At 49.2% G+C, this 26,362-nt stretch carries 23 protein-coding genes; 12 read left to right on the forward strand and 11 right to left on the reverse strand.

Going from position 1 to position 26,362, the window contains the following annotated elements; all coding sequences use genetic code 11:
- Positions 1-114: 114 nt before the first annotated feature.
- Entirely contained in the window at positions 115-1,221 is a 1,107-nt protein-coding gene (asd, locus tag AC3ISQ_RS20580) for an aspartate-semialdehyde dehydrogenase (RefSeq protein ID WP_489349515.1), read from the reverse strand.
- A 158-nt stretch (positions 1,222-1,379) separates the two neighbouring features.
- Here asd and AC3ISQ_RS20585 point away from each other — a divergent pair, with 158 nt between their 5' ends.
- The gene (locus AC3ISQ_RS20585) at positions 1,380-1,973 is read left to right on the forward strand and encodes a YhgN family NAAT transporter (RefSeq protein ID WP_489349516.1); all 594 of its coding nucleotides are present in this window, start codon (positions 1,380-1,382) and stop codon (positions 1,971-1,973) included.
- Positions 1,974-2,034: 61 nt separating this feature from the next.
- Here AC3ISQ_RS20585 and gntU read toward each other — a convergent pair whose 3' ends face one another.
- From gntU to AC3ISQ_RS20605, 4 genes are all read right to left on the reverse strand, one after another.
- A complete protein-coding gene (gntU, locus tag AC3ISQ_RS20590) occupies positions 2,035-3,372 on the reverse strand; it encodes a gluconate transporter (RefSeq protein ID WP_489349517.1) in 1,338 nt (445 codons plus the stop codon).
- Positions 3,373-3,383: 11 nt separating this feature from the next.
- Positions 3,384-3,914, reverse strand: a complete 531-nt coding sequence (gntK, locus tag AC3ISQ_RS20595) for a gluconokinase (protein ID WP_489349519.1) — start codon at positions 3,912-3,914, stop codon at positions 3,384-3,386.
- 255 nt (positions 3,915-4,169) lie between these two features.
- Positions 4,170-5,165 (reverse strand): gluconate operon transcriptional repressor GntR, encoded by a 996-nt coding sequence (gene gntR / locus AC3ISQ_RS20600; protein WP_489349521.1) that lies wholly within the window; start codon positions 5,163-5,165, stop codon positions 4,170-4,172.
- A gap of 103 nt (positions 5,166-5,268) precedes the next feature.
- A complete protein-coding gene (locus AC3ISQ_RS20605; RefSeq protein ID WP_489349522.1) occupies positions 5,269-5,964 on the reverse strand; it encodes a pirin family protein in 696 nt (231 codons plus the stop codon).
- A 518-nt stretch (positions 5,965-6,482) separates the two neighbouring features.
- Here AC3ISQ_RS20605 and AC3ISQ_RS20610 point away from each other — a divergent pair.
- Together AC3ISQ_RS20610 and AC3ISQ_RS20615 are read left to right on the forward strand one after the other, a co-directional pair.
- Positions 6,483-6,983 carry a GNAT family N-acetyltransferase gene (locus AC3ISQ_RS20610; protein WP_489349523.1) on the forward strand — a complete coding sequence of 167 codons (501 nt, stop codon included), beginning with the start codon at positions 6,483-6,485 and terminating at the stop codon, positions 6,981-6,983.
- 58 nt (positions 6,984-7,041) lie between these two features.
- Positions 7,042-8,658: a mechanosensitive ion channel family protein gene (locus AC3ISQ_RS20615; RefSeq protein ID WP_489349524.1), complete on the forward strand. Its 1,617-nt coding sequence runs from the start codon at positions 7,042-7,044 to the stop codon at positions 8,656-8,658.
- Between the two features lie 35 nt (positions 8,659-8,693).
- Here the strand turns inward: AC3ISQ_RS20615 and AC3ISQ_RS20620 are convergent, their stop codons facing one another.
- Entirely contained in the window at positions 8,694-10,202 is a 1,509-nt protein-coding gene (locus AC3ISQ_RS20620; RefSeq protein WP_489349526.1) for a glucosyltransferase domain-containing protein, read from the reverse strand.
- A gap of 469 nt (positions 10,203-10,671) precedes the next feature.
- On the opposite strand from AC3ISQ_RS20620, the gene AC3ISQ_RS20625 reads away from it, so the two are divergent.
- Positions 10,672-11,292 (forward strand): RES family NAD+ phosphorylase, encoded by a 621-nt coding sequence (locus tag AC3ISQ_RS20625; RefSeq protein ID WP_489349528.1) that lies wholly within the window; start codon positions 10,672-10,674, stop codon positions 11,290-11,292.
- Between the two features lie 31 nt (positions 11,293-11,323).
- Here AC3ISQ_RS20625 and AC3ISQ_RS20630 read toward each other — a convergent pair whose 3' ends face one another.
- Both AC3ISQ_RS20630 and AC3ISQ_RS20635 read right to left on the reverse strand, forming a co-directional pair.
- Positions 11,324-12,004, reverse strand: coding sequence for a helix-turn-helix domain-containing protein (locus AC3ISQ_RS20630; protein WP_489349530.1), 681 nt, complete (start codon positions 12,002-12,004; stop codon positions 11,324-11,326).
- A gap of 199 nt (positions 12,005-12,203) precedes the next feature.
- A complete protein-coding gene (locus AC3ISQ_RS20635; RefSeq protein WP_489349531.1) occupies positions 12,204-13,397 on the reverse strand; it encodes a BaiN/RdsA family NAD(P)/FAD-dependent oxidoreductase in 1,194 nt (397 codons plus the stop codon).
- 302 nt (positions 13,398-13,699) lie between these two features.
- Between AC3ISQ_RS20635 and pitA the strand changes: the two genes are divergently transcribed.
- The 4 genes from pitA (at position 13,700) to AC3ISQ_RS20655 (ending at position 18,230) form a co-directional block, all read left to right on the forward strand.
- Positions 13,700-15,202, forward strand: a complete 1,503-nt coding sequence (gene pitA / locus AC3ISQ_RS20640; RefSeq protein ID WP_489349533.1) for an inorganic phosphate transporter PitA — start codon at positions 13,700-13,702, stop codon at positions 15,200-15,202.
- Between the two features lie 130 nt (positions 15,203-15,332).
- The gene (locus AC3ISQ_RS20645; protein ID WP_489349535.1) at positions 15,333-16,754 is read left to right on the forward strand and encodes an ATP-binding protein; all 1,422 of its coding nucleotides are present in this window, start codon (positions 15,333-15,335) and stop codon (positions 16,752-16,754) included.
- Positions 16,735-17,394: a response regulator transcription factor gene (locus tag AC3ISQ_RS20650; RefSeq protein WP_489349536.1), complete on the forward strand. Its 660-nt coding sequence runs from the start codon at positions 16,735-16,737 to the stop codon at positions 17,392-17,394. The genes AC3ISQ_RS20645 and AC3ISQ_RS20650 overlap by 20 nt, the downstream gene beginning before the upstream one ends.
- Positions 17,394-18,230 carry a DUF2861 family protein gene (locus AC3ISQ_RS20655; RefSeq protein ID WP_489349537.1) on the forward strand — a complete coding sequence of 279 codons (837 nt, stop codon included), beginning with the start codon at positions 17,394-17,396 and terminating at the stop codon, positions 18,228-18,230. The genes AC3ISQ_RS20650 and AC3ISQ_RS20655 overlap by 1 nt, the downstream gene beginning before the upstream one ends.
- A 112-nt stretch (positions 18,231-18,342) precedes the next feature.
- On the opposite strand, the gene AC3ISQ_RS20660 is transcribed toward AC3ISQ_RS20655, so the two are convergent.
- On the reverse strand, positions 18,343-19,521 hold the full coding sequence (locus AC3ISQ_RS20660; RefSeq protein ID WP_489349539.1) for a glycoside hydrolase family 5 protein: 1,179 nt from the start codon (positions 19,519-19,521) through the stop codon (positions 18,343-18,345).
- Between the two features lie 254 nt (positions 19,522-19,775).
- Between AC3ISQ_RS20660 and AC3ISQ_RS20665 the strand changes: the two genes are divergently transcribed.
- Positions 19,776-20,950 (forward strand): IS3 family transposase gene (locus tag AC3ISQ_RS20665; RefSeq protein ID WP_489349540.1). Its coding sequence is split into 2 segments (ribosomal slippage): positions 19,776-20,040 and positions 20,040-20,950, totalling 1,176 coding nucleotides; the frame shifts between segments, so codons are not numbered across the junction.
- Positions 20,951-21,026: 76 nt separating this feature from the next.
- Here AC3ISQ_RS20665 and uspB read toward each other — a convergent pair.
- Positions 21,027-21,362, reverse strand: coding sequence for a universal stress protein UspB (gene uspB, locus AC3ISQ_RS20670; protein ID WP_489349542.1), 336 nt, complete (start codon positions 21,360-21,362; stop codon positions 21,027-21,029).
- A gap of 453 nt (positions 21,363-21,815) precedes the next feature.
- On the opposite strand from uspB, the gene uspA reads away from it, so the two are divergent.
- Entirely contained in the window at positions 21,816-22,259 is a 444-nt protein-coding gene (gene uspA / locus AC3ISQ_RS20675; RefSeq protein ID WP_489349544.1) for a universal stress protein UspA, read from the forward strand.
- Between the two features lie 91 nt (positions 22,260-22,350).
- Here uspA and AC3ISQ_RS20680 read toward each other — a convergent pair whose 3' ends face one another.
- Entirely contained in the window at positions 22,351-23,277 is a 927-nt protein-coding gene (locus AC3ISQ_RS20680; protein ID WP_489349545.1) for a LysR family transcriptional regulator, read from the reverse strand.
- Positions 23,278-23,489: 212 nt separating this feature from the next.
- Between AC3ISQ_RS20680 and AC3ISQ_RS20685 the strand changes: the two genes are divergently transcribed.
- Positions 23,490-24,839: an amidohydrolase family protein gene (locus tag AC3ISQ_RS20685; protein ID WP_489349547.1), complete on the forward strand. Its 1,350-nt coding sequence runs from the start codon at positions 23,490-23,492 to the stop codon at positions 24,837-24,839.
- A 25-nt stretch (positions 24,840-24,864) separates the two neighbouring features.
- Positions 24,865-26,202, forward strand: coding sequence for a nucleobase:cation symporter-2 family protein (locus tag AC3ISQ_RS20690; RefSeq protein WP_489349549.1), 1,338 nt, complete (start codon positions 24,865-24,867; stop codon positions 26,200-26,202).
- The last annotated feature ends 160 nt before the right edge of the window (positions 26,203-26,362 follow it).

The raw sequence follows: 26,362 nt of genomic DNA on the forward strand, positions 1-26,362 counted from the left end.
ATCCGTTGTAGTGAAAAGAAAAAACTGTAGTGAAAAGAAAAAATTGTGACGAAAAGATAAAATACGGCTTTTAGGGGCCGATGAAAACCAGCCCCTCAATATTTGAGAAACGGCTTACAACAGGATGCGCAGCATACGGCGCAACGGTTCAGCAGCACCCCACAACAGTTGATCACCAACGGTGAACGCAGACAAGTATTCCGGCCCCATGTTCAGTTTACGCAAACGACCCACTGGCGTGTTTAGCGTACCAGTCACGGCGGCTGGCGTCAGTTCACGCATTGTCAATTCACGATCGTTCGGGATCACCCGCACCCAATCGTTATGCGTTGCTAGCATTTGCTCGATCTCTGGCAGCGAGATGTCTTTTTTCAGTTTCAGCGTAAACGCCTGGCTGTGGCAACGCAGAGCCCCGACGCGAACACACAGGCCATCCACTGGGATCACCTTATTCGTGCTGAGGATCTTGTTAGTTTCTGCCTGCCCTTTCCACTCTTCACGGCTTTGACCGTTGTCGAGTTGCTTGTCGATCCACGGGATCAAGCTCCCAGCCAATGGCACACCGAAGTTATCGGTAGGCAGTTTACCGGAGCGAGTCGCTTCTGTGACCTTACGCTCGATATCCAGAATCGCCGAGGCTGGGTTTTGCAGCTCTTTCGCCACATCCGCGTGCAACATACCCATTTGGGTCAATAATTCACGCATATGACGCGCACCGCCACCAGAAGCCGCCTGATAAGTGGCGACCGATGCCCACTCCACCAAATCGTTAGCGAACAGACCGCCCAGCGACATCAACATTAGACTCACGGTGCAGTTACCACCGACAAAAGTTTTAATGTCTTGATCCAGACCTTGCCGGATAACTCCGTGGTTTACCGGGTCCAGAATGATAATAGCGTCATCTTTCATTCGCAGAGATGATGCTGCGTCGATCCAATAGCCTTGCCAGCCGCTTTCACGCAGCTTTGGATAGATTTCGTTGGTATAATCGCCGCCCTGACAGGTAATAATGATGTCGAGCGCGCACAGTGCGTCAACGTCGTAGGCATCTTGCAACGTACCTTGTGACTGACCGCCGAAAGCAGGTGCGGCATCACCATGCTGTGAAGTAGAGAAAAAGACCGGGCGAATGGCGTCAAAATCGCGCTCTTCTGTCATGCGTTGCATGAGCACAGAGCCGACCATACCGCGCCAACCGATAAAACCAACGTTTTTCATAATGACTGTGTCCTGCCTTGGAAAGGGCTATTAAGTTGTGTGCAATATTTACACCATACAAAATGTCAGCACAGCCGCAAAGTGAATTTATTCGATAGGACGGCGTTTATCAGCAATCCTTCTTATGACCTGATAGTTTTCTAGATTCTGAGGTAACAATGACAGAGATGATTTCGGCAACGGTGTTGCTGTTTCTTATCATGGATCCACTCGGCAACCTGCCGATTTTTATGTCGGTGCTGAAACACCTAGAGCCACGTCGACGCCGTATCGTGTTGATTCGTGAGTTACTCATCGCACTGATTTTGATGCTGATCTTCCTGTTCGCTGGGGAGAAGATCTTGGCATTCTTGAATTTGCGCACCGAGACGGTCTCCATTTCCGGCGGGATCATCCTATTTCTGATCGCTATCAAGATGATTTTCCCTTCGCAGGAAGGCAACAGCACCGGGCTTTCTGCCGGTGAGGAACCGTTTTTGGTGCCGCTGGCGATCCCGCTAGTCGCTGGGCCATCGATTTTGGCAGCGCTGATGCTGCTTTCGCACCAGTACCCAAATCAGATGTCGCATCTGGTGGCCGCGCTGTTGATTGCTTGGGGGATTTCTGCCGCTATTTTGCTGATGTCTAACCTGTTCCTACGGCTGTTAGGCAGTAAAGGCGTTAGCGCGCTAGAAAGATTGATGGGCTTGATTCTGGTGATGCTCTCCACACAGATGTTCCTGGATGGCATTCGAGCTTATATGAAGTTGTAGTGACAGTAATAGAAACGACAAAGGCACCGAGCGGTGCCTTTACGTAATCCGAAAATATCTTTTACATCAATGAGAAAGCGACCATACCTACGATTGCACCGGTGGTGCCAAGGATGGTTTCCATCACCGACCATGTTTTCAACGTTTGAGCTTCGGTCGCGCCGGTAAATTTACCGAACAGCCAGAAACCAGAGTCGTTCACGTGGCTCAGGACAATCGAACCACCAGCGATACAGATTGATAGAGCGGCCATTTGTGCGCCGGTATAACCCAGCTCGCCGATGACTGGCATCACCAAGCCAACGGTGGTCAAACAAGCCACCGTCGCAGAACCCTGAATCACACGTACCGCTGCCGCCAACACGAAACAAGCCACAGCAATCGGCAAACCTGCGCCAATCAACGCGTTACCCAGCGCCGGGCCCACACCGGAATCCACCAGCACTTGTTTGAACACGCCGCCCGCACCGGTCACCAGCAAGATAATCCCTGCGGGTTGAATCGCTGCCGAGCACACTTCCATCACTTTCTCTTTGCTCATGCCACGGCGAATGGCCAAACCGTAGATCGCTACCAAGCAGGCAATCAAAATCGCGGTGAATGGGTGACCAACAAATTGCAGCCATTGGTACAGGGAAGAACCTTGTTCAGTGAAGCGTGCGCCGATAGTTTTCAGACCCACCAATACCAACGGGAACAGCACCAATGTCAAGCTGAAGCCGAATGAAGGCAGTTTGCTTTTGTCGATGCTCGGCTCGTCGATCTCTTTCGGCAGCTCCAACGTCACGTGTTTACTGATGAAAGAACCGAACAGCGGGCCAGCCAGAATCATGCCAGGAATAGCCGCCGCCAGACCGATCACAATCATCCAACCAAAATCGGCGTTCATTTGTGAAGCCAACAGCATTGGCGTTGGCCCCGGCAACAAAAATGCGGCGGCGGCGGCAACACCAGCAAATAGCGGGATAACCTGTTTCACCAAGTTGCCACCGGTGCGGCGTGCCACAGCGAAGGCCACACCAATCAACAGTACGATTGCCACGTCAAAGAACAACGGCAACGCACACACCAGACCGGCGATCCCCAGCGCGTAGTGAGCGCGTTTTTCACCAAAGCCTCTCAGCAACTTAACGGCGATTTGGTCCAACGCACCGGTTTCATGCAAAATTTTGCCGAACATCGCACCCAAAGCCACCACAATCGCTAGGAAGCCGAGCGTACCGCCCATGCCTTTTTGCATGGTTTCGGTAATTTTGTCCAACGGCATACCGGAGAATAAACCGGCACCCATTGAGACCAACATCAAGGCGATAAACGCGTGCATACGCGCCTTCATCACCAAGAACAAAAGCAACAATACCGAGCCGACTGCGGTGATAACCAGAGTTAACGTATCCATTATCTGCCTACTTATTCTTGGGCGGTTGCCACGTTGATAAATTGAATGGTATCTGCCACTACGCCAGCCAACGGCTGATCGATGTTCACGGCATACACGTCTTGTTCGTCTGCGCTCGGCTCTTCCAGAGTGGCAAACTGAGAAACCAGCATCTGCGGTTTAAAGAAGTGGCCTTTACGCTGTTTCAGGCGCTCTTCGATCATCTCTTTTTCACCCCGTAGATAGATGAAATGCAGATTGGCATTGCCCTGACGCAGACGATCTCGATAGCTTTTCTTCAACGCAGAACAAACCAACAGCGCCACATCGTTGGTGCGTTGCATGGCAAAAATAGCGTCGTTCAACGCCGCTAGCCACGGAGCACGGTCGTCATCATTCAGCGCATTACCGGCGGCCATTTTGTTGATATTGGCGCGTGGATGCAGATAGTCACCATCCAGCATCGCGGCATTGATTTGTTGGGCAACAGCGTTGGCAACGGCAGATTTACCGCTGCCTGATACGCCCATCAGGATAAAAACATGGTGTTGTGAATTAGTCATAAATTGCGGCCCTCTCCGGGTCATTAATTATCAATGTTACTGGTAACAAGTTATCGGTAACATTGTCTGCGCAGCCGACAACTTGATCAACAAACACTCATGACGGAATGCAATAACTGTGAAGGAGTTCAAAATAACGCGGCGAAAGGCACGGATTTAGAACGGTATAGAGCGGGAATGCGTTATGCGCAGAGAAGATGGCGCAGCCATGGCGTCACTTAAATCACTTAATATCAATAAATTACGTGAGGAATGTTAAATACTGTCGCCCATTTCGAGGCTGAAACCCACGTCGACCATACGATTACTTGGCGTTTCACCACGCAAGCGCGCCAGTAGATACTCGGCACCAATCTGCCCCATCCGCTCGCGCGGTGTCAGCACGCTCGCCAACTTTGGTACCATAACTCGGCCAATGTCATGCCCGTGGAAACCGGCGATCGCCATGTCATTTGGGATCGACAATCCTTGCCGTTGGCATTCGAACATCGCCCCGACGGCCAAGTCATCGTTGGTACAAAAGATACTGTCGACCTGCGGATATTCCCGCTGCGCATCACGCAACAGTTCACCACCAACAGAATAAGAAGAAGAACGTGAACTCATGACGCTATAAGGTTCCAACCCGGACTCACGCATCGCCTGTTCATAACCCTGCTGTTTGATGATGGTACGTTCATCTTGGCGTGCGCCGAGATACACCACATGACGGTGCCCGTGGGCAATCATCTGCTGAGTCATCTGACGAGCCGCTTCGAAGTTGTTAAAACCGACCGCCATATCGATGCAGGGGGATACGCAATCCATCAACTCCACCACCGGAATGCCCGCCACTTCAATCATCTTCAGGGTGCGTGCGGTGTGGTTACGTTCGGACAGAATCAGGCCGTCGATATTATAAGACAGCAGCGAAGTCAGGCGCTGTTCTTCACGTTCCGGCGTATAGCCGTAGTGCGCCAACATGGTTTGATAGCCGTGAGCATCGGTCACACTTTCAATGCCGCGTAATACTTCGGCGAACACTTGGTTAGTCAACGAGGGCAGCAACACACCGATCGCCCGGCTAGTGGCATTGGAAAGAATATCTGGCGCACGGTTGGGGATATAACCCAGTTCATCCAGCGCGACCGCAATTTTTTGCTGTAACGCCGCGGAAACTTGATCGGGATTACGCAGATAACGGCTGACCGTCATCTTGGTGATACCTACCTGATCCGCAACATCTTGCAGTACTGGACGTTTTTTCTTCATTATCAATGAACTGGCTTACCATGAAAATGGAGGTTCAGTGTAACAAAAAAAAACTCTGGCTGATATTGTCGTGAACTGGGGCGCAAGGCGCGCCCCTATAGAGTTATACCGATGGCAGATCGAACAACAAAATTTCACTGTCTTCATCGGCGTGGACAGACAACGCCGTTTCATCCCACACCGCGAGTGCGTCGCTAGTGCTAGCTTTATGACCGTTGATTGAGACCGTACCACGTACCACTTGGACCCACACCCGACGTTCCGCCTGAATTTGGTACACCGACTGCTCGTCTTTTTTCAGTGCCCAACGCGATAACGTCATGTCTTGGAACACTTTCAGTGAGCCTTCACGCGCATCCGGTGACAACACCAGTTGACGCCCTTGTGGTGCATCAAATTTACGCTGCTCATAGCGAGGCGTCAGCCCAACCTGATCCGGAATGATCCAGATCTGATACAGATGCAGCGGACGGTCTTGATTACCGTTGTATTCCGAATGGCGAATTCCGGTGCCAGCGCTCATGATCTGGAATTCACCCGCTTGGATCTGCTCTTTATTCCCCATGCTGTCCTGATGCTCAACCGTACCACTCAGCACGTAAGTCAGGATTTCCATGTCTTTATGCGGATGGGTACCAAAACCCTGCCCGGCGTCGATCACATCTTCGTTAATCACCCGCAGTGCAGAGAAACCCATAAAATCCGGGTCGTGATAATTAGCAAATGAGAAGGTGTGCCAGCTATCCAACCAACCATGATTGGCATGACCACGATCTTCTGCTTTACGTGGGTAAATCATAATCAAATCTCCTCAATGTTTTTTATATACCCTTCATACTTGAAGCTGCATCTGTGTTGGCTGCATTCTCTCACCCGAATCACTTACTGGCGTAAGCTCAGCGGGACTCGCTCACTTGCCGCCTTGATGCAACTCCAATTATTTTGGGTATAGTCTATTCCTGACAGCGGAATAAGAAAGCGTAAAAAACTCACCCCTCTGTTCAAAAAATTAGATGGAGTTGGTTAGGGGTTAACAGTGGATGGGTTGGACAATGGAAGAGATTGAATTTTAGGCAAAAAAAAAGCCAGCACCCGAGCTGGCTAAAGTAATACTGGAAGCAATGTGAGCAATGTCGTGCCTTCAAGTGAGGGTAGCAAAGGTTGATACTCTCCCCGGAACGCATGACAATAATAATCATTATCATTCGCGTCTGTAAAGCGTTTTTTTAACCACCTCGAAATATTATTGACTCAATACTATAAACCGATAATTTGAGAGGTTATTCAAACGGTAAGGATCATAAAGGAGAGAGAGTAATGAGTGACATCATCGTCCGCCATGTAGAAACCAACGATGCTGAGGCATTGCACCAGCTATTCTCTCATCCTGCGGTTTACCGTGACACGCTACAACTCCCGCTGCCCTCCCCTGAACTTTGGCGGCAACGTATCGCAGATATCAAACCGGGCTTTTTCAGTTGGGTCGCCAGCATGGATTGTCAGGTAGTCGGCCAGTTGACGCTCGAATTGAATCAGCGAGTGCGCCGCCGTCACGTCGCCACTTTTGGCATCAGCGTCAGTGCGCATTGTCATGGCAAAGGCGTCGGTAGTGCGTTAATGAAAGCCATGATCGACATGTGCGATAACTGGGCGGCGATCGAGCGCATCGAGCTAACGGTGTTTACCGATAATGAAGGTGCCATTGCCCTGTATCGTAAATTCGGTTTTGAAATCGAAGGTACCAGCCGCCGCTTTGCCATGCGTGAAGGTGAACTAGTCGATGCTTATCATATGGCGCGATTTAGACCTGTTATATAAACGATGCCCCCAGGAACATGGCTATACTCTAACGGAATAATTATTCAGGGTTATTGTGATGAAATTTTCCTCGCTGTGGTTAGTTATTTTTCTTTTTATCGTAGGGATTGCTAAAGGTTTTGCTGCCGAGCCGCACCAACAGGCCGATACTTGGGAGCAGCAGCGCACGTTGATTCTGGGTAATCAGCCGATTTATCTATTCCTTTCCCAAGAGGAAAGTTTATCGCCGCAGGAAAGAGTGATCCGCGCGCAAACACGGGTTAAAAACCTGACCGAAGCAGATGCCAACCATCCGATCGTTGGCTCCCCCTTTGGGCAAGGAGCCAGCGCGGGTTATCATTTTTCCATCAACGGTAAACCGCTATTTAATATTCTGACAGCAGACCTCGATCCCGCTGACGGTTTAACTCTGGCGCAATCCGCGACCGCCGTGCAGCAACGGATGAATATTCTGCGGCAGAGCTATCTGAAACAACGCTCGGCCCCAGAAATCGGCTTTGATGTTCTGCTGAGTCTGGCCGCCACGGCGGTGTATGCCGCCGTGCTCTATATCTGTTTTGCTTTGCGTCACCGTTCCACCGCTCGCCTGATGAAACGCGCCAACCGACCGCCGCGCTGGTTCAAAAGCGGTTCTACCTTCGTGCAATTTGTACAGTTGATGGAGCGCAGCCTGCTCAATCTGACGGTGATTATCGTCAGTCTGTTTGCTACCTACATCTGGCTCAGTTGGGTATTGGCGCTGTTCCCTTATACCAGGCCGTGGGGGCAGCATTTGGGTAACGCGCTGCTTTCGCTAGGGGGAGAGATAAGTAATGACATGCTCTCTGCCCTGCCCGGTTTAGCCACCGTCGCCATTATTTTCTTGCTGACTCGGCTACTCAATCAACTGCTTGGTATTATGTTCCAAGCGGTAGAAAGAGGGCAAATGCAACTACCGGGGTTGCACCCTGAAACCGTCGGAGCCACACGACGTCTCACCTCAGCAGTGCTGTGGCTGTTTGCCATCACCCTCGCTTACCCTTATTTACCCGGTTCCAATTCCGATGCTTTCAAAGGGATGAGCGTATTTTTCGGCTTGTTGATCACCTTAGGTTCCGCAGGTTTGATGAACCACGCCATGAGCGGACTGGTGTTGGTTTATTCCAGAGCATTACGTAAAGGGGATTTCGTGCGCATCGGCGACGTTGAAGGCGTAGTCAGCGAACTTAATGCTTTATCGTTGAAAATTATTACTCGTAATGCGCATGAAATTACGCTGCCCAATGCAGTAGTGGTCAGCGGCACCGTCAAAAATACCAGTCGCTTGGCGCAAAATACCCAATTGAATGTCGTCACCAGCGTCACCATCGGTTACGACTCCCCGTGGCGACAAGTCAAAGCCATGTTGGAGCTGGCGGCTCGACGTTGCCAACGCGTGGATGCCAACGGCACGATTTTGGTGCGGCAAATCAACTTACAGGATTTTTACGTCGAGTATGAGTTGCAGGTCACTGGCCAACCCGGCGCACTGCCGCCAGACGTTCGTTCGGAACTGCATCAACATATTCAAGACGTGTTCAACGAATTCGGCGTACAGATCATGTCGCCTCACTTTATCGCTCAACCCGCGCAAGATGTCGTGGTGCCTCCGGCACAATGGTTTAGTGCGCCAGCGGAGCCGCAGGATAAACGCTAAAGATGGCCGCAACGAAGCTAGTGGGAGATCATGAATTATTGAGCATCATGATCCACCACGCCGCCTGACTTTCTGAAATCGATCACCAGCGTGTGCTCTACCAAGAAAGCATCATAATCCGGCCCTTGAGAAAGGTAGTGCTGCGGTCTGGCGGTTCTCATTTCATCCGTTGCTTGAATAACTTTCAGCGACAGGTTGGTATGAGCAAGCAATGCATGCCAAATCCAGGGTTCAGACTCACCCATCATTTTCATCCGAACACGATTAATGATGGGAAAATTATTGATGTTGGTGCGCACCTCTGGTTCGTCGTTCAACTGCCCGACAAACGCCAGCGCATCAATCTTCAGAGAAGAAAACAAGGACAGTTCGCTTTTAATCTGATTCATCACACCGAACTGATAACGTTGATCGTTAACCACCGTATTGAAGCAGGTCAGCATCAGTACCAGATGATAAAGCAGCAGCACCAGACTCAAACCCGCCAGCCAGTTCCTGAAAGTGGGTAATGCCTGTACGCTGACGTAAAAGCAGAACAGCAGCGTAATACTCCAAGCCGTCAACATGCGGGGAACAAATACCGGACTGGCCAATGCTAGCGACAACCCAGGCACCGCGACAATCACGAGAAGCGCAGCGCTAGACAGTAGCAGCAAAGTGCCACCATTCAGTCTGTGTTGCTGTTTAAGCCTTCTGCCGATGATGAACAAGCTGAACAATGCCAGCAGCAGTGGCAATAACACAAATCCGAAAGCAGCCGACGGATAGGCACTGATAAACAAGGCGTAATAGGTTTTTGAGCTCGCTAATATGACCTGAATGGCTCCAGGCCCCAGTGACAACAGTTGATTGTGCTCCATGCTGTAAAAATCCGTTTTATCCAGCAAGGGGGCGCTGATAGCAAACTTATAGATAAGCACCGCAACCAGCAGCGAAAGAATCTTAATAGCCAGCCATTGCCAAGTCGGTTGATGCTGATTCAGCCTGCACACAACGATTAAAGCGACACAGGCAATATAAACATTCAACCCGGACTGATAGAGAGTCAACACCAGCAACAACAGCAACACACTAATCATCAACTCTGACGCCCAACGGCGCTTCAACGTCAGGCTGGCTATCATCGCGGTGGCAAAGGAGAGGAGGATGGTCAGGCTATCATAGGAATACAACATGCCCTGGGTGAGAAAAGGGTTAAGGATAATGAACAGTGGCGGAACCAAAGACCAATAACCCGCCAGCGGAATGCGCAATCTGTCAACATAGATGACGCTGGCAATACTTAGCGCCAAAAGACCCAGAAGCAGGTTTAGAGGAGAGAGATCACTAATATGGGTACTGAATGACAACAAAGACTGCACCAGCCAAGTGGCGGGTCTACCGTTAGTCAGCCATGTAGCAGTACTACCATCAAGTATCCGGTACAGGTCATCACGGTAGTATATCTTGTTGGTCCATAAGGGAAGCGTTGCCAACATTCCCACTAACAAGGTGAAAGCGACTTGGCGTATTTTGCTAACTGACGGCAGTTCATTACTTAACATCTGTTTCCCTTATCACGCTGTCGATGATAAAACGTGACTGGCTTTAGCAGCATAACCGTCATCAGTGACGACTCGACCAAACAACCCGAAACGAAATACTGACGAAATATAAACTAGGTTTAGCATAAATAACGTTGCCACTTGTCACTGTTCAGATTTTATTGCCCCTGCACCGCTGCCAATTATAGAGTGACAATAAAGTTGCATGCTTAATCTTGGAACACAGATAAAACTCAGTTTGGATTCTGCAACATGAATAACTGTTTTGCCCAAATTCTGTCGACCATTGCGTATCTGGGGTCCGCTTGTAGAAGGGACGGCGAACAAGGCTGCGGCCTGCCACACTTCTGCTTGCCTTGTTTGAAACCGCGATTCGGATAAGTTCTTAGTGCGGATACTGGAATGAATAGAGCCCGTGGGGTTATTGCGACTACGCGCCAGAAAGTCTGTAAAAGTAGGTAACGTAGCAATGAGCGAACGAGACGAAGCAGTACTAGCAAAAATTAAGAAACTGCCAGAAGAGCTTTTCAGTAAATGTGGGAAAGTAGTTGGCAAAGGGACGAAAACGTATCGACTCCAGCACGAGTCACACGATGGAAATAGTGTCTTTTTCAATCAAAATGGGCAGGATTGCCGTTACAATCTAGTCGATGGGGAAACAGGCTCAATTTACCTTGCCCAGACGCCAGAAACCGCATTAAAAGAAGTGTTCCAGAACAAGAAAGGACTGAAAGAGTCTGACCTTGATGCGTACTATATGGGCGTCATTGTCCTGGACAAAGAGTTAAAGGTTTTGCAGGTTGATGAGCTGATTAAATGTTCCAATATAACTGTTAATGATGTCACTACATCAACACGTCTCATCACCCAGGAATTGGCAAGAACGGTGCATAAAGCTGGGTTCGATGGGATGGAATATAGGTCGAACGTTACCAGTGAGCCATGTCTGGTGGTCTGGCACAACGAACCTTCAGGGAAAGGCGTTGCTACAACACGTGAGCAAACCTGCCTCAGTGAGTTTGATTGGGATGGCAGGGAAACTGCCGACATCCTTGTCAATGACTTGGGAATTTCCGTAGAGGAAGGGTAATACCAAATGGGAGTGGTGCTCCTCCCATTTATTACGCCGGACCTTGTGATCCAAAAAGTCTAGCCAGACGATGAAGTTCTTCCATCACAATCGGGTTGGGATTGCTCTTCAGAACTTCTGCAACAGTGAAAGTGCTTCTTTTTGGTGTAAAGCCATTCAACACAGTATTACGTTCTTCCATGAAGAAAGAATACTGCATACGGTCGCTGAATTTCCCCAAATGACCAAGTAGATCTTTCAAGCCTTTCAGTACACCGTCATCCGAAATTTTTTCATCATCTGTAAACTGGAAGATGGGATAGTAAAATTCCCCATCCAGATCAAGAGCAAGAAGCTTGCCATTTTTTCTCCAGGTATTCACAGTTGTCTTTGTTTTACCCAGGGCCTCAGCAGTCTCTGCAGTTGAAAGAACTCCGCCATCTGCCTCAAGTGTCTGAGTAAACATAATCTTGCTCTTCAACCGCCTTTGGAGGCGCATTTTCTCTTTGGTCTGACTTTGGATCGCATGTTCAGTACTGTATTTAGCAAGCAAATCGAAGGCAAAAAGCAGATCGGTCTGTGCCATACTTTCAACATTGACGCTTGTTTTGCCTGCACGAATATTTTCAGCGATTTCACCGATAATGTTTTGCAGACGGTCTGCAGACGTCATAAAAAAACGATTATCGGAGGAACGTTCATGCACATTTTGTTTTTGTGTTGTGGTAGTCATAACAACCTCCTTTCCGATTTCAATATAATGATGATACTTCAAATCGAAAAGGCGCACAACATTTGCTCTAGTTGTTCTTGTTGCGATCCCACTCATTGTTCGTACCCGTCCATTTCCAACGTCAATGTTCATAGGGATTAAGTAAACGATAGCGATGAGTTCGCATTAGGGTGCTAAGTCAAGACCCCAGAAATTTATGTCACTCACCAGCCAATGCCTGCGCACAAGCCCAGCCGGAACTCCAAGCCCATTGGAAGTTATAACCACCCAACCAGCCGGTTACATCGACCACTTCGCCGATAAAGTACAAACCGGGCACTTTGTTGGCTTCCATGGTCTTGGAAGAAAGCTCACGGGTATCGACGCCGCCGAGTGTCACTTCTGCAGTGCGATAACCTTCAGTGCCATTCGGTTGCACACGCCAGTTTTGCAGCGTTTCGACTAATTCAGCCTGTTGCGCCGGGGTGAGTTGTTTCAGCGTTGCTTCCGGCAGTTGCCCCAGCGTTTGCAGGCACTCCACCAATCTTTTCGGTAGGTGCAGCGCCAAGGTATTTTTCAGGCTTTGATTCGGGTGTGTTTGCCGCTGTTCATCGAGGAATCCCGCCAAATCTAGCGTAGGGAGTAAGTTAACACTTACAAACTCACCGGATTGCCAATAGCTAGAGATCTGCAATACCGCCGGGCCAGACAAGCCACGGTGGGTAAACAGGATGGCTTCACGGAAGCTGGTGCCATCTTCTGCGGTGATAACGGCAGGGACGGAAACGCCAGACAGAGCCTGTGAATGCTCTAGCAGCGGTTTGTGCAGCGTAAACGGCACCAATGCAGCGCGCGTCGGTAACACTTTCAGGCCAAACTGCTCCGCCAGCTTATAACCAAAGGGTGAAGCGCCCAGCCCCGGCATTGACAAACCACCACTCGCAACGACAAGTGAGCGAGTGCTTACTTTCTCGCCATTCAGCGTCAATTCAAAACCGTCATCGGTTTTCTCTACGCTCAACACTTCACTACGTAGGCGTAGCGTCACTTGCCCCAGTTCGCACTCTTTGACCAACAGGTCCACCACCTGCTGCGCGGATTCATCGCAAAACAGTTGCCCCAAGGTTTTCTCGTGGTAGGCGATACCGTAGCGGTTAATCAGATCGATAAAATCCCACTGGGTATAACGCGCCAGTGCCGACTTACAAAAATGGGGATTATTGGAGAGATAAGCCGCCGGTTCGGTATACATATTGGTAAAGTTACAGCGTCCACCACCAGACATCAGGATTTTACGCCCCGGTTTTTTACCGTTATCGAGCAGTAACACTCGGCAACCGAGTTGTCCCGCTTGCGCGGCGCAAAACATCCCTGCCGCACCCGCACCAATGACTACAACGTCAAACTGCTCCACCGGAACCTCTCTCAATAAAAACCACAATCGCAACAAAAGGCCGCCATTTTACGTCATTTCGCCACGGCTAGGCGAAAAAACCTCACGGCGGGTTGAGAAATAGCGGCTAACAACACGGTCACAGTAAGAAAATGTTATAATAAGTAAATGCATGTAACATTATGATATTCCTTTGATTTACCATGTACTTCGCGTCGTTCTGTCATATTGAAATCAAAAAAACGTCATATTTTCCTTTTCCCCACCCCCAATTGTCACAGATAATGCGCGGCGTTCATGTCCACCAACCTGGCTTAACGCTTATGCTGCATTTATTCTCCGGTCTGGATTTCCATACCGGCCTGATGTTAATTCTCGCATTGTTGTTTGTATTGGCTTACGAAGCGATTAATGGCTTCCACGATACGGCTAATGCGGTTGCTACCGTTATTTATACCCGTGCTATGCGTTCGCAACTTGCGGTCGTGATGGCGGGTGTATTCAACTTCCTCGGCGTGATGCTCGGCGGTTTGAGTGTTGCCTACGCCATCGTTCATCTGCTGCCAACCGATCTGTTGTTGAACGTCAGTTCAGCGCACGGTTTAGCCATGGTGTTCTCCATGCTATTGGCGGCGATTATTTGGAACCTCGGCACTTGGTATTTCGGGTTGCCAGCGTCCAGTTCTCACACGTTAATCGGATCTATCATCGGTGTCGGTTTGACCAATGCGTTGGTTACCCATACTTCGGTAGTCGATGCGCTCAACGTGCCGAAAATGGTCAGCATCTTCTTGTCATTGATCTTCTCCCCGCTGGTCGGGATGATGGTCGCTGGCTTGATGGTGTTTGCTCTGCGTCGCTTCTGGAGTGGTAATAAGAAACGCCAACGCATCCACATGACCCCTGCGGAACGTGAAAAGATCGATGGTAAGCGCAAGCCGCCATTCTGGACACGTATCGGGCTGATCGTTTCTGCCATCGGTGTGAGTTTCTCACACGGCGCTAACGACGGTCAGAAAGGTATCGGCTTGATTATGCTGGTGTTGATCGGCGTGGCTCCGGCAGGTTTCGTGCTTGATATGAGTGCAAATGGTTATGACATCACCCGTACACGTGATGCCGTGACTCATCTGCAACAGTATTATCAGCAGAACGAAAAAGCGTTGGCACATGTGATCAGCATGGCTCCTCCAGCCATTCCAGAGCCAGAGATTGTTGATCCCACCAAGCCCGTAGAATTCCACTGCAATAGTTCACGCGCCATGATCGCCATTGAGCATGCTTCTGGCCTGCTGAACAACTTGCAAAGTTACGATCAACTGACGGTAGACCAACGCAGTCAGCTGCGTCGCCTGCTGATGTGTGTGACCGAGACGTCGAGCAAAGTGGCCAAGTTGCCGGAAACTTCAGCCGACGATCAGCGTTTCTTGAAGAAACTGCGTCAGGATATGCTGCAAACCGTTGAATATGCACCGATTTGGATTATCGTTGCTGTCGCTCTGGCGCTGTCACTCGGCACCATGGTGGGCTGGAAGCGCGTTGCAACCACTATCGGTGAAAAAATCGGTAAGAAAGGCATGACTTACGCTCAAGGCGTGTCGGCACAGATGACCGCAGCCTTGTCGATTGGCGTTGCCAGTTACACCGGTATGCCCGTTTCTACCACCCACGTTCTTTCCTCTGCGGTTGCAGGGACGATGATCGTGGACGGGGGCGGAGTACAAAGCAAAACCGTGAAAAACATCCTGCTGGCTTGGGTTCTGACTCTGCCAGTGTGTATTGTGCTTTCCGGTCTGCTGTATTGGGTGTCACTGAAACTGATCTGAGTGTTACCTGAATAAGAGAAGCGGCCCTATTTTGGTGGCCGCTTTTTTTTTGCCCATCGTGGGTATAGACGCCCCCCCTCTTCGGTGGCACGATGAAATTTCTTCGAAAAAACATCAGCTAGGTAGCTCAGTGATCTTTGTTAAGCCATTGCGTAAGCTCACGTTCAACCGCTTTTTAATGTTCGCGGTGGCCTTATACAGTGGCTATAGCTATGCCGTGCTAGAGGAAAAATCCCCCGTACAACACTTCGTCACTTCACTGAATAACATTGAGGGAGCATCATCGGTACCCTTATCCGTTTTACAGCAAGTGAATCCTGCGCTGATCCGCCCGGCATCACTGTATCCGGATTTCAAAAGCTATTCCGCCGTGACGCTGACGCAAATATCCCGCTCATACCGGCTCTGCCAACCCTCTGAAAAGGAGCCAGCACTGCAACAGTTTATGCGTGCAGTGTGTCAACAACGCCCTTTGCCGGATTCTTGGTTTGCCCAGCATCCGTTGTTTCCACTGGGTGGCAGTTACGCGTGGCAATACCTACGGTTTTTCCCCCAATCTGCACCTGATTTACAACCCTACTTGCACGTAAGAGAAAGAGCCGCCGCGCTCGGTGGGATCGGCGGGTTGACTGACGACAATCTGGATAGGCTCGCCGATGGTCAACACTGGTTGCTCAACAAAGGTATACTCTGGCGGTTACAGGGGGAATCTTGGGTGCAGTACCCGCAATCAAGCTGGTTACCCTTGGCGCAGCAAGCTGATGTGGTGTTGAATAGTGATTCTGAGCCATGTTATTGGACTCTTGGCGCCATCTGCGTTAACCCTCAACCCCCTTCCCTATGGAAATGGCGCATCCTTCTGGGCCTGTTGCCATTGATTATTATTGGCTCAATGATTTATGTCGGTTGGCAGAAACGAAAAATCAAGCAGCGTCACAAGTTCGTGTTGCAGATGCTGAGCCATGAATTACGCACGCCAATCGCCAGCCTCACCAATGTAGTGGAACTGTTTCGGCAAGATTTTAACGCGTTGCCTATGACGTCACAGTCCACTTTTGCTCTGCTCGCTGACGGAGTGCAACATATGCGGCACATTACCGAAGCCAGCAAACAGTACTTATCTGCCTCCGGCGAGGTGGGTGATTTAGAGCAGCCGTCAGCTGCGTGGCTAAGCGATTGGCTGACGCATGTGGTACAACCTTTCCCGTCCGTGATCTACTGTCTGGAACAAGACGCCAGTATCGAATTACCGTTTTATTGGTTGGGCGTCTGCGTACATAACTTGTTAGATAACGCCCATAAATACGGTAAACCACCGGTAAGATTATCCGTCAGCTTGGCACGTGACTCGTTGAAAATTAGCGTCAGTGATGCTGGTGTGTTGCCCCAGTATTCTCTAGCTCACATGAAAAACAACGTCAGATCATCAGGCATGGGATTGGGGTTGATCATCGTTCAGCGGCTACTGCGACATTATCGAGGTAAAATGCGCCTCAGTGGGCCTACCACTACCTTTACGTTGGAGATCCCCTATGGAAATGGTGCCAAATAACACTCTGCTCTTGGTTGAGGACGATGAAAACCTCGGCAAAGGGCTGCAAACGTTTTTGCAACAAGAAGGGTTCATCTGTTTGTGGCAAAAAAATACGCAGGGGATCGAGCATAACTGGTATAGCGCCGATCTGGTCATTCTGGATCGTCAACTCAACGACAGCGACAGTTTAAGCCATTTACCGCAATGGCTAGCGATGAAAGCACTACCGGTTATTATTCTTACCGCCTATGTTGAAATCAGCGATCGCATTGCTGGCTTGGAAGCTGGGGCTCGTGATTATCTGACCAAGCCCTTTTCACATTCAGAACTGCTGGCGCGCATCCGAGCGCAGTTGCGCACACTTGGCGACGGGTGTCTACACAGCGGGGCACTCAGTCTGTTTCCCGCACGACAAATAGCACATTGGCACGAACAGAGTGTCGCCTTGTCACCGACCGAATTCTCACTCTTGTCGATGTTGGTACAAAGGGAAGGACGAATATTTACCCGTGATGAGTTGCTCAATCAGGTCTGGGGATATCAGCATTTTCCGTCCACACGCACTGTCGACACGCATATTCTACAACTACGGCAGAAGCTACCCGGCATTAAGATCAATACGGTACGTGGTGTAGGCTATTATCTGGAGCCTAGTTAATGCGTATGCTATTAGCGGTACTGTTGTGGTCGACTTCGCTTAGTGCTGGCGCAGTCTTGCCAGATACGCCTCTGCGTTCAGTTTACAGCGCACTGTTTGCCGGGGATGTGGCGCAAGCATGGCAACGTTTGATTTTGGTCGAGCCAAAACTTGACGGTGATGCGCAAAAAACAGCCTGGTCAACGGCAGCGACGGCGATTATTGCCCAGCAGTGCGGCAAAAATGTGGCACTGCCAATCCCATCCTGGCTAGATCAACCAACGGTACGCTTTATCCAGCGAGATATGCCACTTAATCGAGTTTACCGCGTACAGATTGATGGCAGTTCCGCACGTCGTGACTTACAGATAACGTTAACGCTGCCGAACGGTAAAGCATTGCTGAATAAACAGGCACCGATTTATCACGAGCAGGATGCTTTTTCCTTCGAAAGCCCTGAGATTGCGCTACCGTTTTCACGTGGCATTTATTTATTGACCGTGAGTACAGGAACAGACATTTGGCAGCAACCCCTGATTCTTACGCAAAATGAAGAGCTCAACTGGGTTTCTTTGAAAAAACAGCAATTACATTTCACCTTACCAGACACCCCAGCATCTTGCCCTAATCCTTGGATCGAACAAAAACTACTCAGGCGTGACGATTTCAAAGATGTCTGGTGGAAGAATGCCGGTACAAATAAGTCGCTGCAATGGCCACAACAATTCAATCAAATGCAAGATACCTTGTGGGCAAATGTGACTGTTATTAAAGCGGAAGCCCAAGGGGGAGTCACTGTCCGTCAGGAACACCGTTTCGCTGGGCCGTTCACCCTATTCTTCACGCCGAAACCCTGACATTGTTCTGATAACTATTTGCGGCAATGGGTTATTTTAACGTTATTATCAGCGGCGGTGTTTATCGTTGCCCATAATATCAATCGCCGCCTATGATGAGGCGACGATTAATTTAAGGCTGAGTTTTATTTTTTAATCGCCGATAAATGGGCTGATATAACGGGGTTATTTCACGTTTTAAATTGTAACTTTCCCCTTTTTCCTGCGCTTGCCAGTACGCCCAAGGTAATTTTTTCTCGCCCAGTTCGTAGTCATAACCATCGTATATATCCTCTCGCCAGCTATAAAATGCCCAGTGCGATTGATTTTCTTCAAACACGCTCAGCACATCATCAAGATAGCGCGCACATCCCGGTGCCATACGATGGCAGCCAAACTCGGCGGCGACCAAGCGGTTCTTGGCAATTTTCTGCTGTTCCGCCCATTGGTAGAAAGGAGCTATCCATTGCTTTATCTTTTCCTTATTCCAGTTAATTCCCGCAATCATGCCAGGATAAACCCATGGAATGGCACGTTTGCTGTTTCTTGGGTTACTCCAAATATAAGGTTCATACATATGATAAGCATACAATATACGCGAGTCTTGCATGGCGACGGGCCAATAGCTGGTCCCCGTCGTACTGGCATACCAGCCCCCATCCAGCATGATCGGGGTTTTTTCATCAACATTTCGAATGGCGGAAATTAATTCACGATAAAGTTCGGGTAAATCACGTGATGTATTTTTATTTTTTTGATACCAGTTTTTAAACTCCGCTACCGAAGCATGTTCATCAACGCCCGATGTTCGTTCAGGCTCAGGTTCGTTGATCAGATTATAAGCGGCAACGGCGGGATAATCCCGTAATTCAAAGGCCAAATCATGCCAGAACTCCGCAGCTTGTTGCCAATACTTCTTATCTTGCCATAAGCGTTCGTCAATATTATTTTTGTTGTTCTGCACCCAGCGAGACCCCGGTAGAGTTAATGGAGAAATCACCACTTTAATCCCTGCGGCCTGAGCATCCTCAAGTACTTTTTTTAATACCTGTAAGTCATCAATCACCAAACCATGATAATTATCCGCAGTACCGAGTAAGAAATCTCGTTGCGCTGGTCGCCACTTGTCATAGGCTAACCGTACCCATTCAATGCCCTGAGACTTCGCGGCTCTAAAATCCTCTACCGAAGGGGGTTGCTGATTAAATATATTTGCCCCATGGCGTGGACCACTGTCCCAAAAAGAAATTAAATCCGCCGCCGAGGTTGTTAACGAAATACCTAAAAATGATAAAGCAAGAACCCTTTTCATACTGTTTCCCTTTAGTTGAATGTGGTCAATCGTGATTTCACCACAGCTCCGACTGGGAATTGTCAGGGTAATGTCAGAATGACTTAATAAGCTTGGAAAACTCAACATAGCAGCGAGTACAAAGAGAGGATTTGAAGAGGGTATCTATTTCTGTCAACAAAGTGGGGGCGATTGTACTCGTCGTTGTTGTGGTTCACTAATCCCGGACACCTCGAAAGCCTGTTAATGTAACAACAGCTAATTGAGGGTTCCAAATGACCAAACAACGACAAACCAAACGACGGTTTTCTCCAGAATTTAAGCTGGAGGCGATTGAGCAAGTGGTGAAATACCAACTTCGGGTGCTGGATGTTGCCCGCTCACTTGAGCTGGATCCGAGCCAGTTACGTAAGTGGATAAAGCAGTATCATGCTGAATTACAGGGGGTGACGCCTGTGGGGGTCGCATTAACTCCAGAGCAGCGTGAGCTCCAGAGCCTGAGGGCTCAGGTCACGCGTTTGGAGATGGAAAAAGAAATTTTAAAGCAGGCGGCCGTGTTGATGAGCGAGATGCCCATCAAGTCTATACGTTAATCACACGGCTGAGCCAACAGTGGCCGGTGAGCGAGTTATGTCGCCTATTTAAGGTATCACGCAGTGCATATTATGCCCGCCAGCAACAGGGCGTTGACGTTGAACGGTTACGATTACGTAGTCGAATACGTGAGTTGCATGCCCAGAGCCGGGGTGCTGCGGGTAGCCGAACAATCAGCCGGTTACTCTGCATGGAAGGACATCAGGTAGGACGTTGGCTGTCACGTCGTCTGATGCAGGAATGTGGACTTGAAAGCAGCCAGCCGGGTGCTCATCGTTATCGGGTATGCCGTGAAGAGGCTGTCGCTTCACCCAATATAGTCAAGCGACAGTTTGCCCCGGAAGAGCCGAACAAGTTGTGGTGTGGAGATATTAGCTTCATTCGCACTGGAAGTGGTTGGAGCTATCTGGCTGTAATAATAGATTTGTACTCTCGGCGAGTTGTCGGTTATGCAATGTCGTCGAGCCCGGATGCGGAGTTGGTTTGTCGTGCCTTGCGTAACGCACTGGAAGTCAGACAGCCGATAGGCAGATTGATATTTCATTCAGATCAGGGAAGTCAGTATAGCAGTAAGAAATATCGGCAACTGTTATGGCGTAACGGAGTAATACAAAGTATGAGTCGACGAGGGAATTGCTGGGATAATTCCCCGATGGAAAGGTTGTTCCGCAGCCTGAAAAGTGAGTGGGTGCCCCGTGAGGGTTATAGGGATATTAACCATGCGATACGCGATATTAGCGATTGGTTGAGCGACTATTATAACTGTCGTCGCCCTCACAGCTATACCGGGGGAGTTACACCGGTTGCCTATGAAGAACAGTGGAAAGAGGCTATGAAAGTGTCCGGTATGTGTTGACCACAACACGTTGACGCTTACGAGGGGGACTTGAATGAGAGTAGCGGCCATGTTTTGTGGCCGCTTGTTTGTGACGTCAATACCAAATCATCATCGCGATAAGACAGATCACCACCAATCCGCACAATGCCGAAGTCAGCATAAAATGACCGCGCACCCGCTCACAGCGACGGATAAACTCCGGATCATGATGTTCCGCATAGCGCTGGGTGAAAATATAACGTACCAGCCGGATTTGTTTACTCGGTTGGCCATGAGCGGTAAAGAAGCCGCCGCCATCCACATATTGGTACAAGAGCGGATCGCAGCCGCGTAAAACCACCAGCAGCGCACGCAGAGAAGAGTAATACCGTGCCATATTAACGATACATACCACACACAAAGCCCAAAATAGCGCGACGGTACTGATCATGATTCCCCCTCAAGGCATTGCAACCTTAGCCTGTTACTGAGCCAACCTCCCTATCTCGCATCCATATTCACTATTACCCATATTCACTATTGTAGAATAAGCCGACACAAACAGAGTTGGACAACAGATAAAATTTACCGCGTCCCGTTAATTTGTCACCGACCAATGGGTTATAAGTCATAACCCGGCATTGCAGGACTGTAGAGGCTATACTCTGTTTAATAAGGCTTAAAATTCAATCGTTCAAACGGATAATAACGATATTGGCAGTAGGATTTATCGCTATATCGGTGTAAAACAGAACGAGGAAGCAAAGCCAAATTTATTGATACAGTGCAGTGTGATCGCCTCGACGTATCATCACGTTATATGAATGATATTATGCAGGTAACAAGAAAACGCTAGGTTTGGAACTCAACCTTTTAACCGGCATCTTATGGAAGGAGTACTCTCATGTCTTACAAACACATTCTGATTGCGGTTGACCTGTCCCCAGAAAGCAAAATTCTGGTGGAAAAAGCGGTATCTATGGCACGTCCATACAATGCAAAAGTCTCGCTGATTCATGTAGATGTTAACTATTCCGATCTGTATACCGGCCTGATTGATGTCAATCTGGGGGATATGCAAAAGCGTATCTCTGATGAAACCCACAGCGCTCTGACCGAGCTTTCACAAAACGCGGGCTATCCGATTACTGAAACCCTGAGTGGCAGCGGCGATCTGGCACAAGTGCTGGTTGATGCCATCAAGAAATACGATATGGATTTGGTGCTGTGTGGCCACCATCAGGATTTCTGGAGCAAGCTGATGTCCTCCGCCCGCCAGTTGATCAACACCGTACATATCGACATGCTGATCGTGCCACTGCGCGATGAAGACGACAAAAAATCGTAAGTACTTGCTTACATTACCCTCCCAACGCCCGCTGATTGCGGGCGTTTTAGTCAGGTGCCGAGACGATGAGCTATAACATCCGCTGCCGCACTCAACTAAACGACACTAACGCTCGCTCGGCATTGACTAAATCCGGCAAGCTAGTTTTACGAAAGTAGTCCCTCAGCCAGCATCCGGCCGGACCCAGATGAGTTTTGCGGGACCAAATCACATCCACCCCAACTCGCCATTCGGTAACCGGGTAGGCATCCAGTATCATTTCAACCAGTTCGCCCTGTTCCAATTCTTGTTGGATCATATGCTTAGGCACAATCGCCCAAGCATGACCGCCCTTAAGTAACTCGAGTAAAATATGGTAATTGCTGATGTACCAGCTGAAGGGGGATTTTAGGTATTCATTGGTCGGTAACTGGCGGCCATGTGGTGTATAGACCAGTTGGCGGTAAAGATGCAGTTCACTGAAACTCAAGTAGGCCTTTTGCGTCAACGGGTGATTCTTTGAAGTCACATTGGCAAGAACGACATCTCCCAATCGGCAAAACGCAATATCTTGCCCGTAATGATGTAAAGCAACGGAAAGCCCAAGCCCCCCGGCATGGTTGGCGATCAACGCAGCCGGGCTTTCCATTTCAGGCATTTGCACATTAATACTGACCTGCGGATAGTGTTGTGAAAAGGCGGTTAGTGCATTATTCAAAATACTGTAAGGTACGGCATCATCAACAATCAGGCTGACTTGTGACTCCGCTCCTGACAATGCCGCATTGCAGTGCTCTTGCAAGGCATTACGATGGAGCAGAATAGATTCTGCAGAATCGTAAATCGCCTTTCCAGCTTCGGTCAGTACCGGTTGCTTACCGCAACGATCGAACAACACCATTCCTACTTCCAATTCAAAATTATTTATTGTGGTACTAATCACAGATTGTACTTTGCCAATTTTACGTGCGGCGGCAGAAAAAGAGCCGCTATTAACCACACAAACAAACACTTCCAGTTGATTCAGAGTAAAAGCCATCTGTTTTCTCCTCCAGCCATCTGTTTCTTAGATAGTACCTGACTTTGTGTGGTTATTTGTTTGGCGTAGAACAGAAAATACACAAAACAATGTGGTGTTTAGCATCGAAATGAAGAGTCTGCCCCCAAACAGACAATTATCCCTATTCATTTCATGGATAAAGAATGGCATTGAATACTATCGAATCAGTTAATGAAAAATGGAGTGCTGCTATGTTGAATATACCTGCAAAGCCAGCCGATATTGCTATCGTGAATGGCTATCTATTACCAATGAATAATCAACCACCGATTGAGCACGGGGTTTTGACCATCCAGGATGGAAAAATCCTTCAGTTGGGTCATCGCGACGAGATCAACGTGTCTGGTGCCGGGCGTATTATTGATGCTATGGGCGGCGCCATCATGCCCGGTCTGATTAACTGCCATACCCATAACGCTTCTAATATGCTACTGCGCGGTTTGCTGGAGGATGTTGAGTTGTTTGAATGGCTCTCAACCATGTGGCGTCTCAAACAGAACTTCGATCCTGAAACACTCTATTGGGCCAGTCTGTGCGGTTTAATCGAAATGGTTCGCGCCGGTGTGACTTGTTTTAATGAGCATTTCGATGCCTATAAAGTGGAACCGGAAGTGGAAGCGCTCAAAGTATTGCCTCTGCGAGCCACCTTGGGTTACGGCTTTGCTGACCGTGGGTTGTACCAGCCGATAACCGAGTGGTCATGGAATTGTCTGGATCACTTCGAGCATAAAATCAGCCGCCATCACCACGGGATGCAGGGCAAACTGCAGGTTGCGCTATCGCCGCACGCTCCTTACTCCTGCGGGGCGGAAATGTGGCAGTTGACACGTAAAGTCGCGAATGAATGTGGCGTTCCTATCCACACACACATCGCTGAAGGCATGATTGAAATAGGCTATGTGCGTGAGCACTATCAAACCACACCGGTACAGTGGCTGCATTCTCTAGGCATGCTGGGGCCAGATGTGACAGCGGCACATTGCACCCAGATGAATGCTGATGACATCCGCCTGATGGCCGAAGCGGGTGTCAAGATAGCTCATTGCCCAATCAGTAACGGTAAATTGGTTTCCGGCACCATGGACCTACAAGCCGTGATGGATGCAGGAATTACCGTAGGGCTAGCGACCGATGGCCCCGCCAGCCATAACACGGTAGATCTGTTCGAGGAGATGAAGTTTGCTGGGATCATTCACAAAGATCGGACCCGAGACCCCAAATTCTTAAAGACCAGAGAGATTTTGAATCTGGCGACCACCGGGTCAGCCAAAGCCATGCACCGACCCGAACTGGGGCAACTCACCGTAGGCTCTCCAGCGGATGTCATCATTGTCGACTTGCATACCCCACACACCTTACCGATGTACGATCCTGAATCAACGCTGGTTTATTCCAGCCGGGCTGACGATGTCCGTTATACCTTGGTTGCGGGTGAAGTGCTGCTGGACAATAAAATACTCGTGGGAGTGAACGAAATAGAAGTCATGCAAAACTTCCAGCGTTGCGCGTATGCCTTGCGCGAGCGGAGTCTAAAGATCTAACGACGGGTTCAATGAGGATCTCATTATGATGGATTCAAAGAGTGACCTTTCTACACCCAATAAAATTTCACCAGTGGAAGAGAAACTTCCCTTAGGGCGTTTAATTGCCCTTGGAGCACAACACCTGCTGGCGATGTATGCCAGTATTGCCGCCACCCCACTCGTATTAGCAATGGCGCTGAAACTGCCTGAATCACAATTAATCTATTTACTGAGTGTCACCGCTTTTACCAGCGGAATTGCTACGTTGCTCCAATCCGTAGGATTTTGGCGCATTGGTTCTAAATTACCGATTGTACAGGGCACCAGTTTCGCCACGGTTGCCCCCATGATCCTGATTGGTCAGCAGTGGGGTTGGCCGGAAATCTTTGGCGCGGTCATTGCCTCGGGTATTTTTACCCTTATCGTCGCCCCGTGGTTTAGTCGGCTGATTAAGTTCTTTCCACCGGTAGTGACAGGAACAACCCTCACCGCAATAGGCATAACCCTGATACCGGTAGCAGTGACATGGATCTGTGGAGGCAACCCGTTGCCGGGGCCGGTAGATCTCTCCGCTCTCAGTTTGGCAATATTGACGTTGTTGATTGTGCTTGGCATCAGTCACTTCTGCCGTGGTTTTCTCGGGCGGATTTCGGTATTGCTGGGCTTAGTATTGGGCACCGCAGTCGCATGGCTATTTGGCTTGGCCAATTTTAACCAAGTGGCTGACGCCAAAGTGTTTGAATTAGTGACGCCATTTTATTTCGGTCTACCGACCTTCGAGTTATTTGCTGTACTAGCGATGTGTTTGGTGATGTTGATAACCATGGTGGAAACCACCAGCGATGTCCTAGCAATCGGTGAGATTTGTGAGGAGCCGATCACACCAAAACGCCTGACACAGGCTTTACAGGCTGACGGGTTAGCAACCGCCATTGGTGGAATATTGAATTCATTCCCTTACACCGCTTATGCACAAAATGTCGGCTTGATTCGTCTAACCAATGTACGTAGTCGATGGGCGATTGCTACGGCGGGAATACTGTTGATGATCATGGGGATGTTCCCCAAAATTTCAGCGATTGTGGCCAGTATTCCAATGCCCGTGCTGGGTGGTGCAGCATTGGTATTATTTGGTAGTGTGGCAGCCACTGGAATCAAGATCCTCAGTACCGTTGAACTGGGGGATAACCGTAATATGTTGATCGTGGCCGTTAGCCTGGGCTTAGGGATGATCCCGGTCAGTAAACCTGGATTCTTCGGTTATTTATCACCTTCCTGGCAAATCGTGCTGGATAACGGTATTGCATTAGCTTGCCTAAGTGCGATTTTGTTAAATATCGTATTTAACCTGTTAGTACCACGCAAACCAGCACTACCTTAGCACGTGAGAGTCAATCGCCAAGATGTTGTCAGCAATCTGCAACGCCCGCTGATTACGGGCGTTTTTTATCCCATACACTTAATAACCGCTTGATAATTCGCCTGCTTCCAATGATATTGTCAGAACACAACATCTTCCCCAATGTGATTTTATAAAAAGA

The organism is Serratia sp. KH_031 (assembly GCF_057839655.1).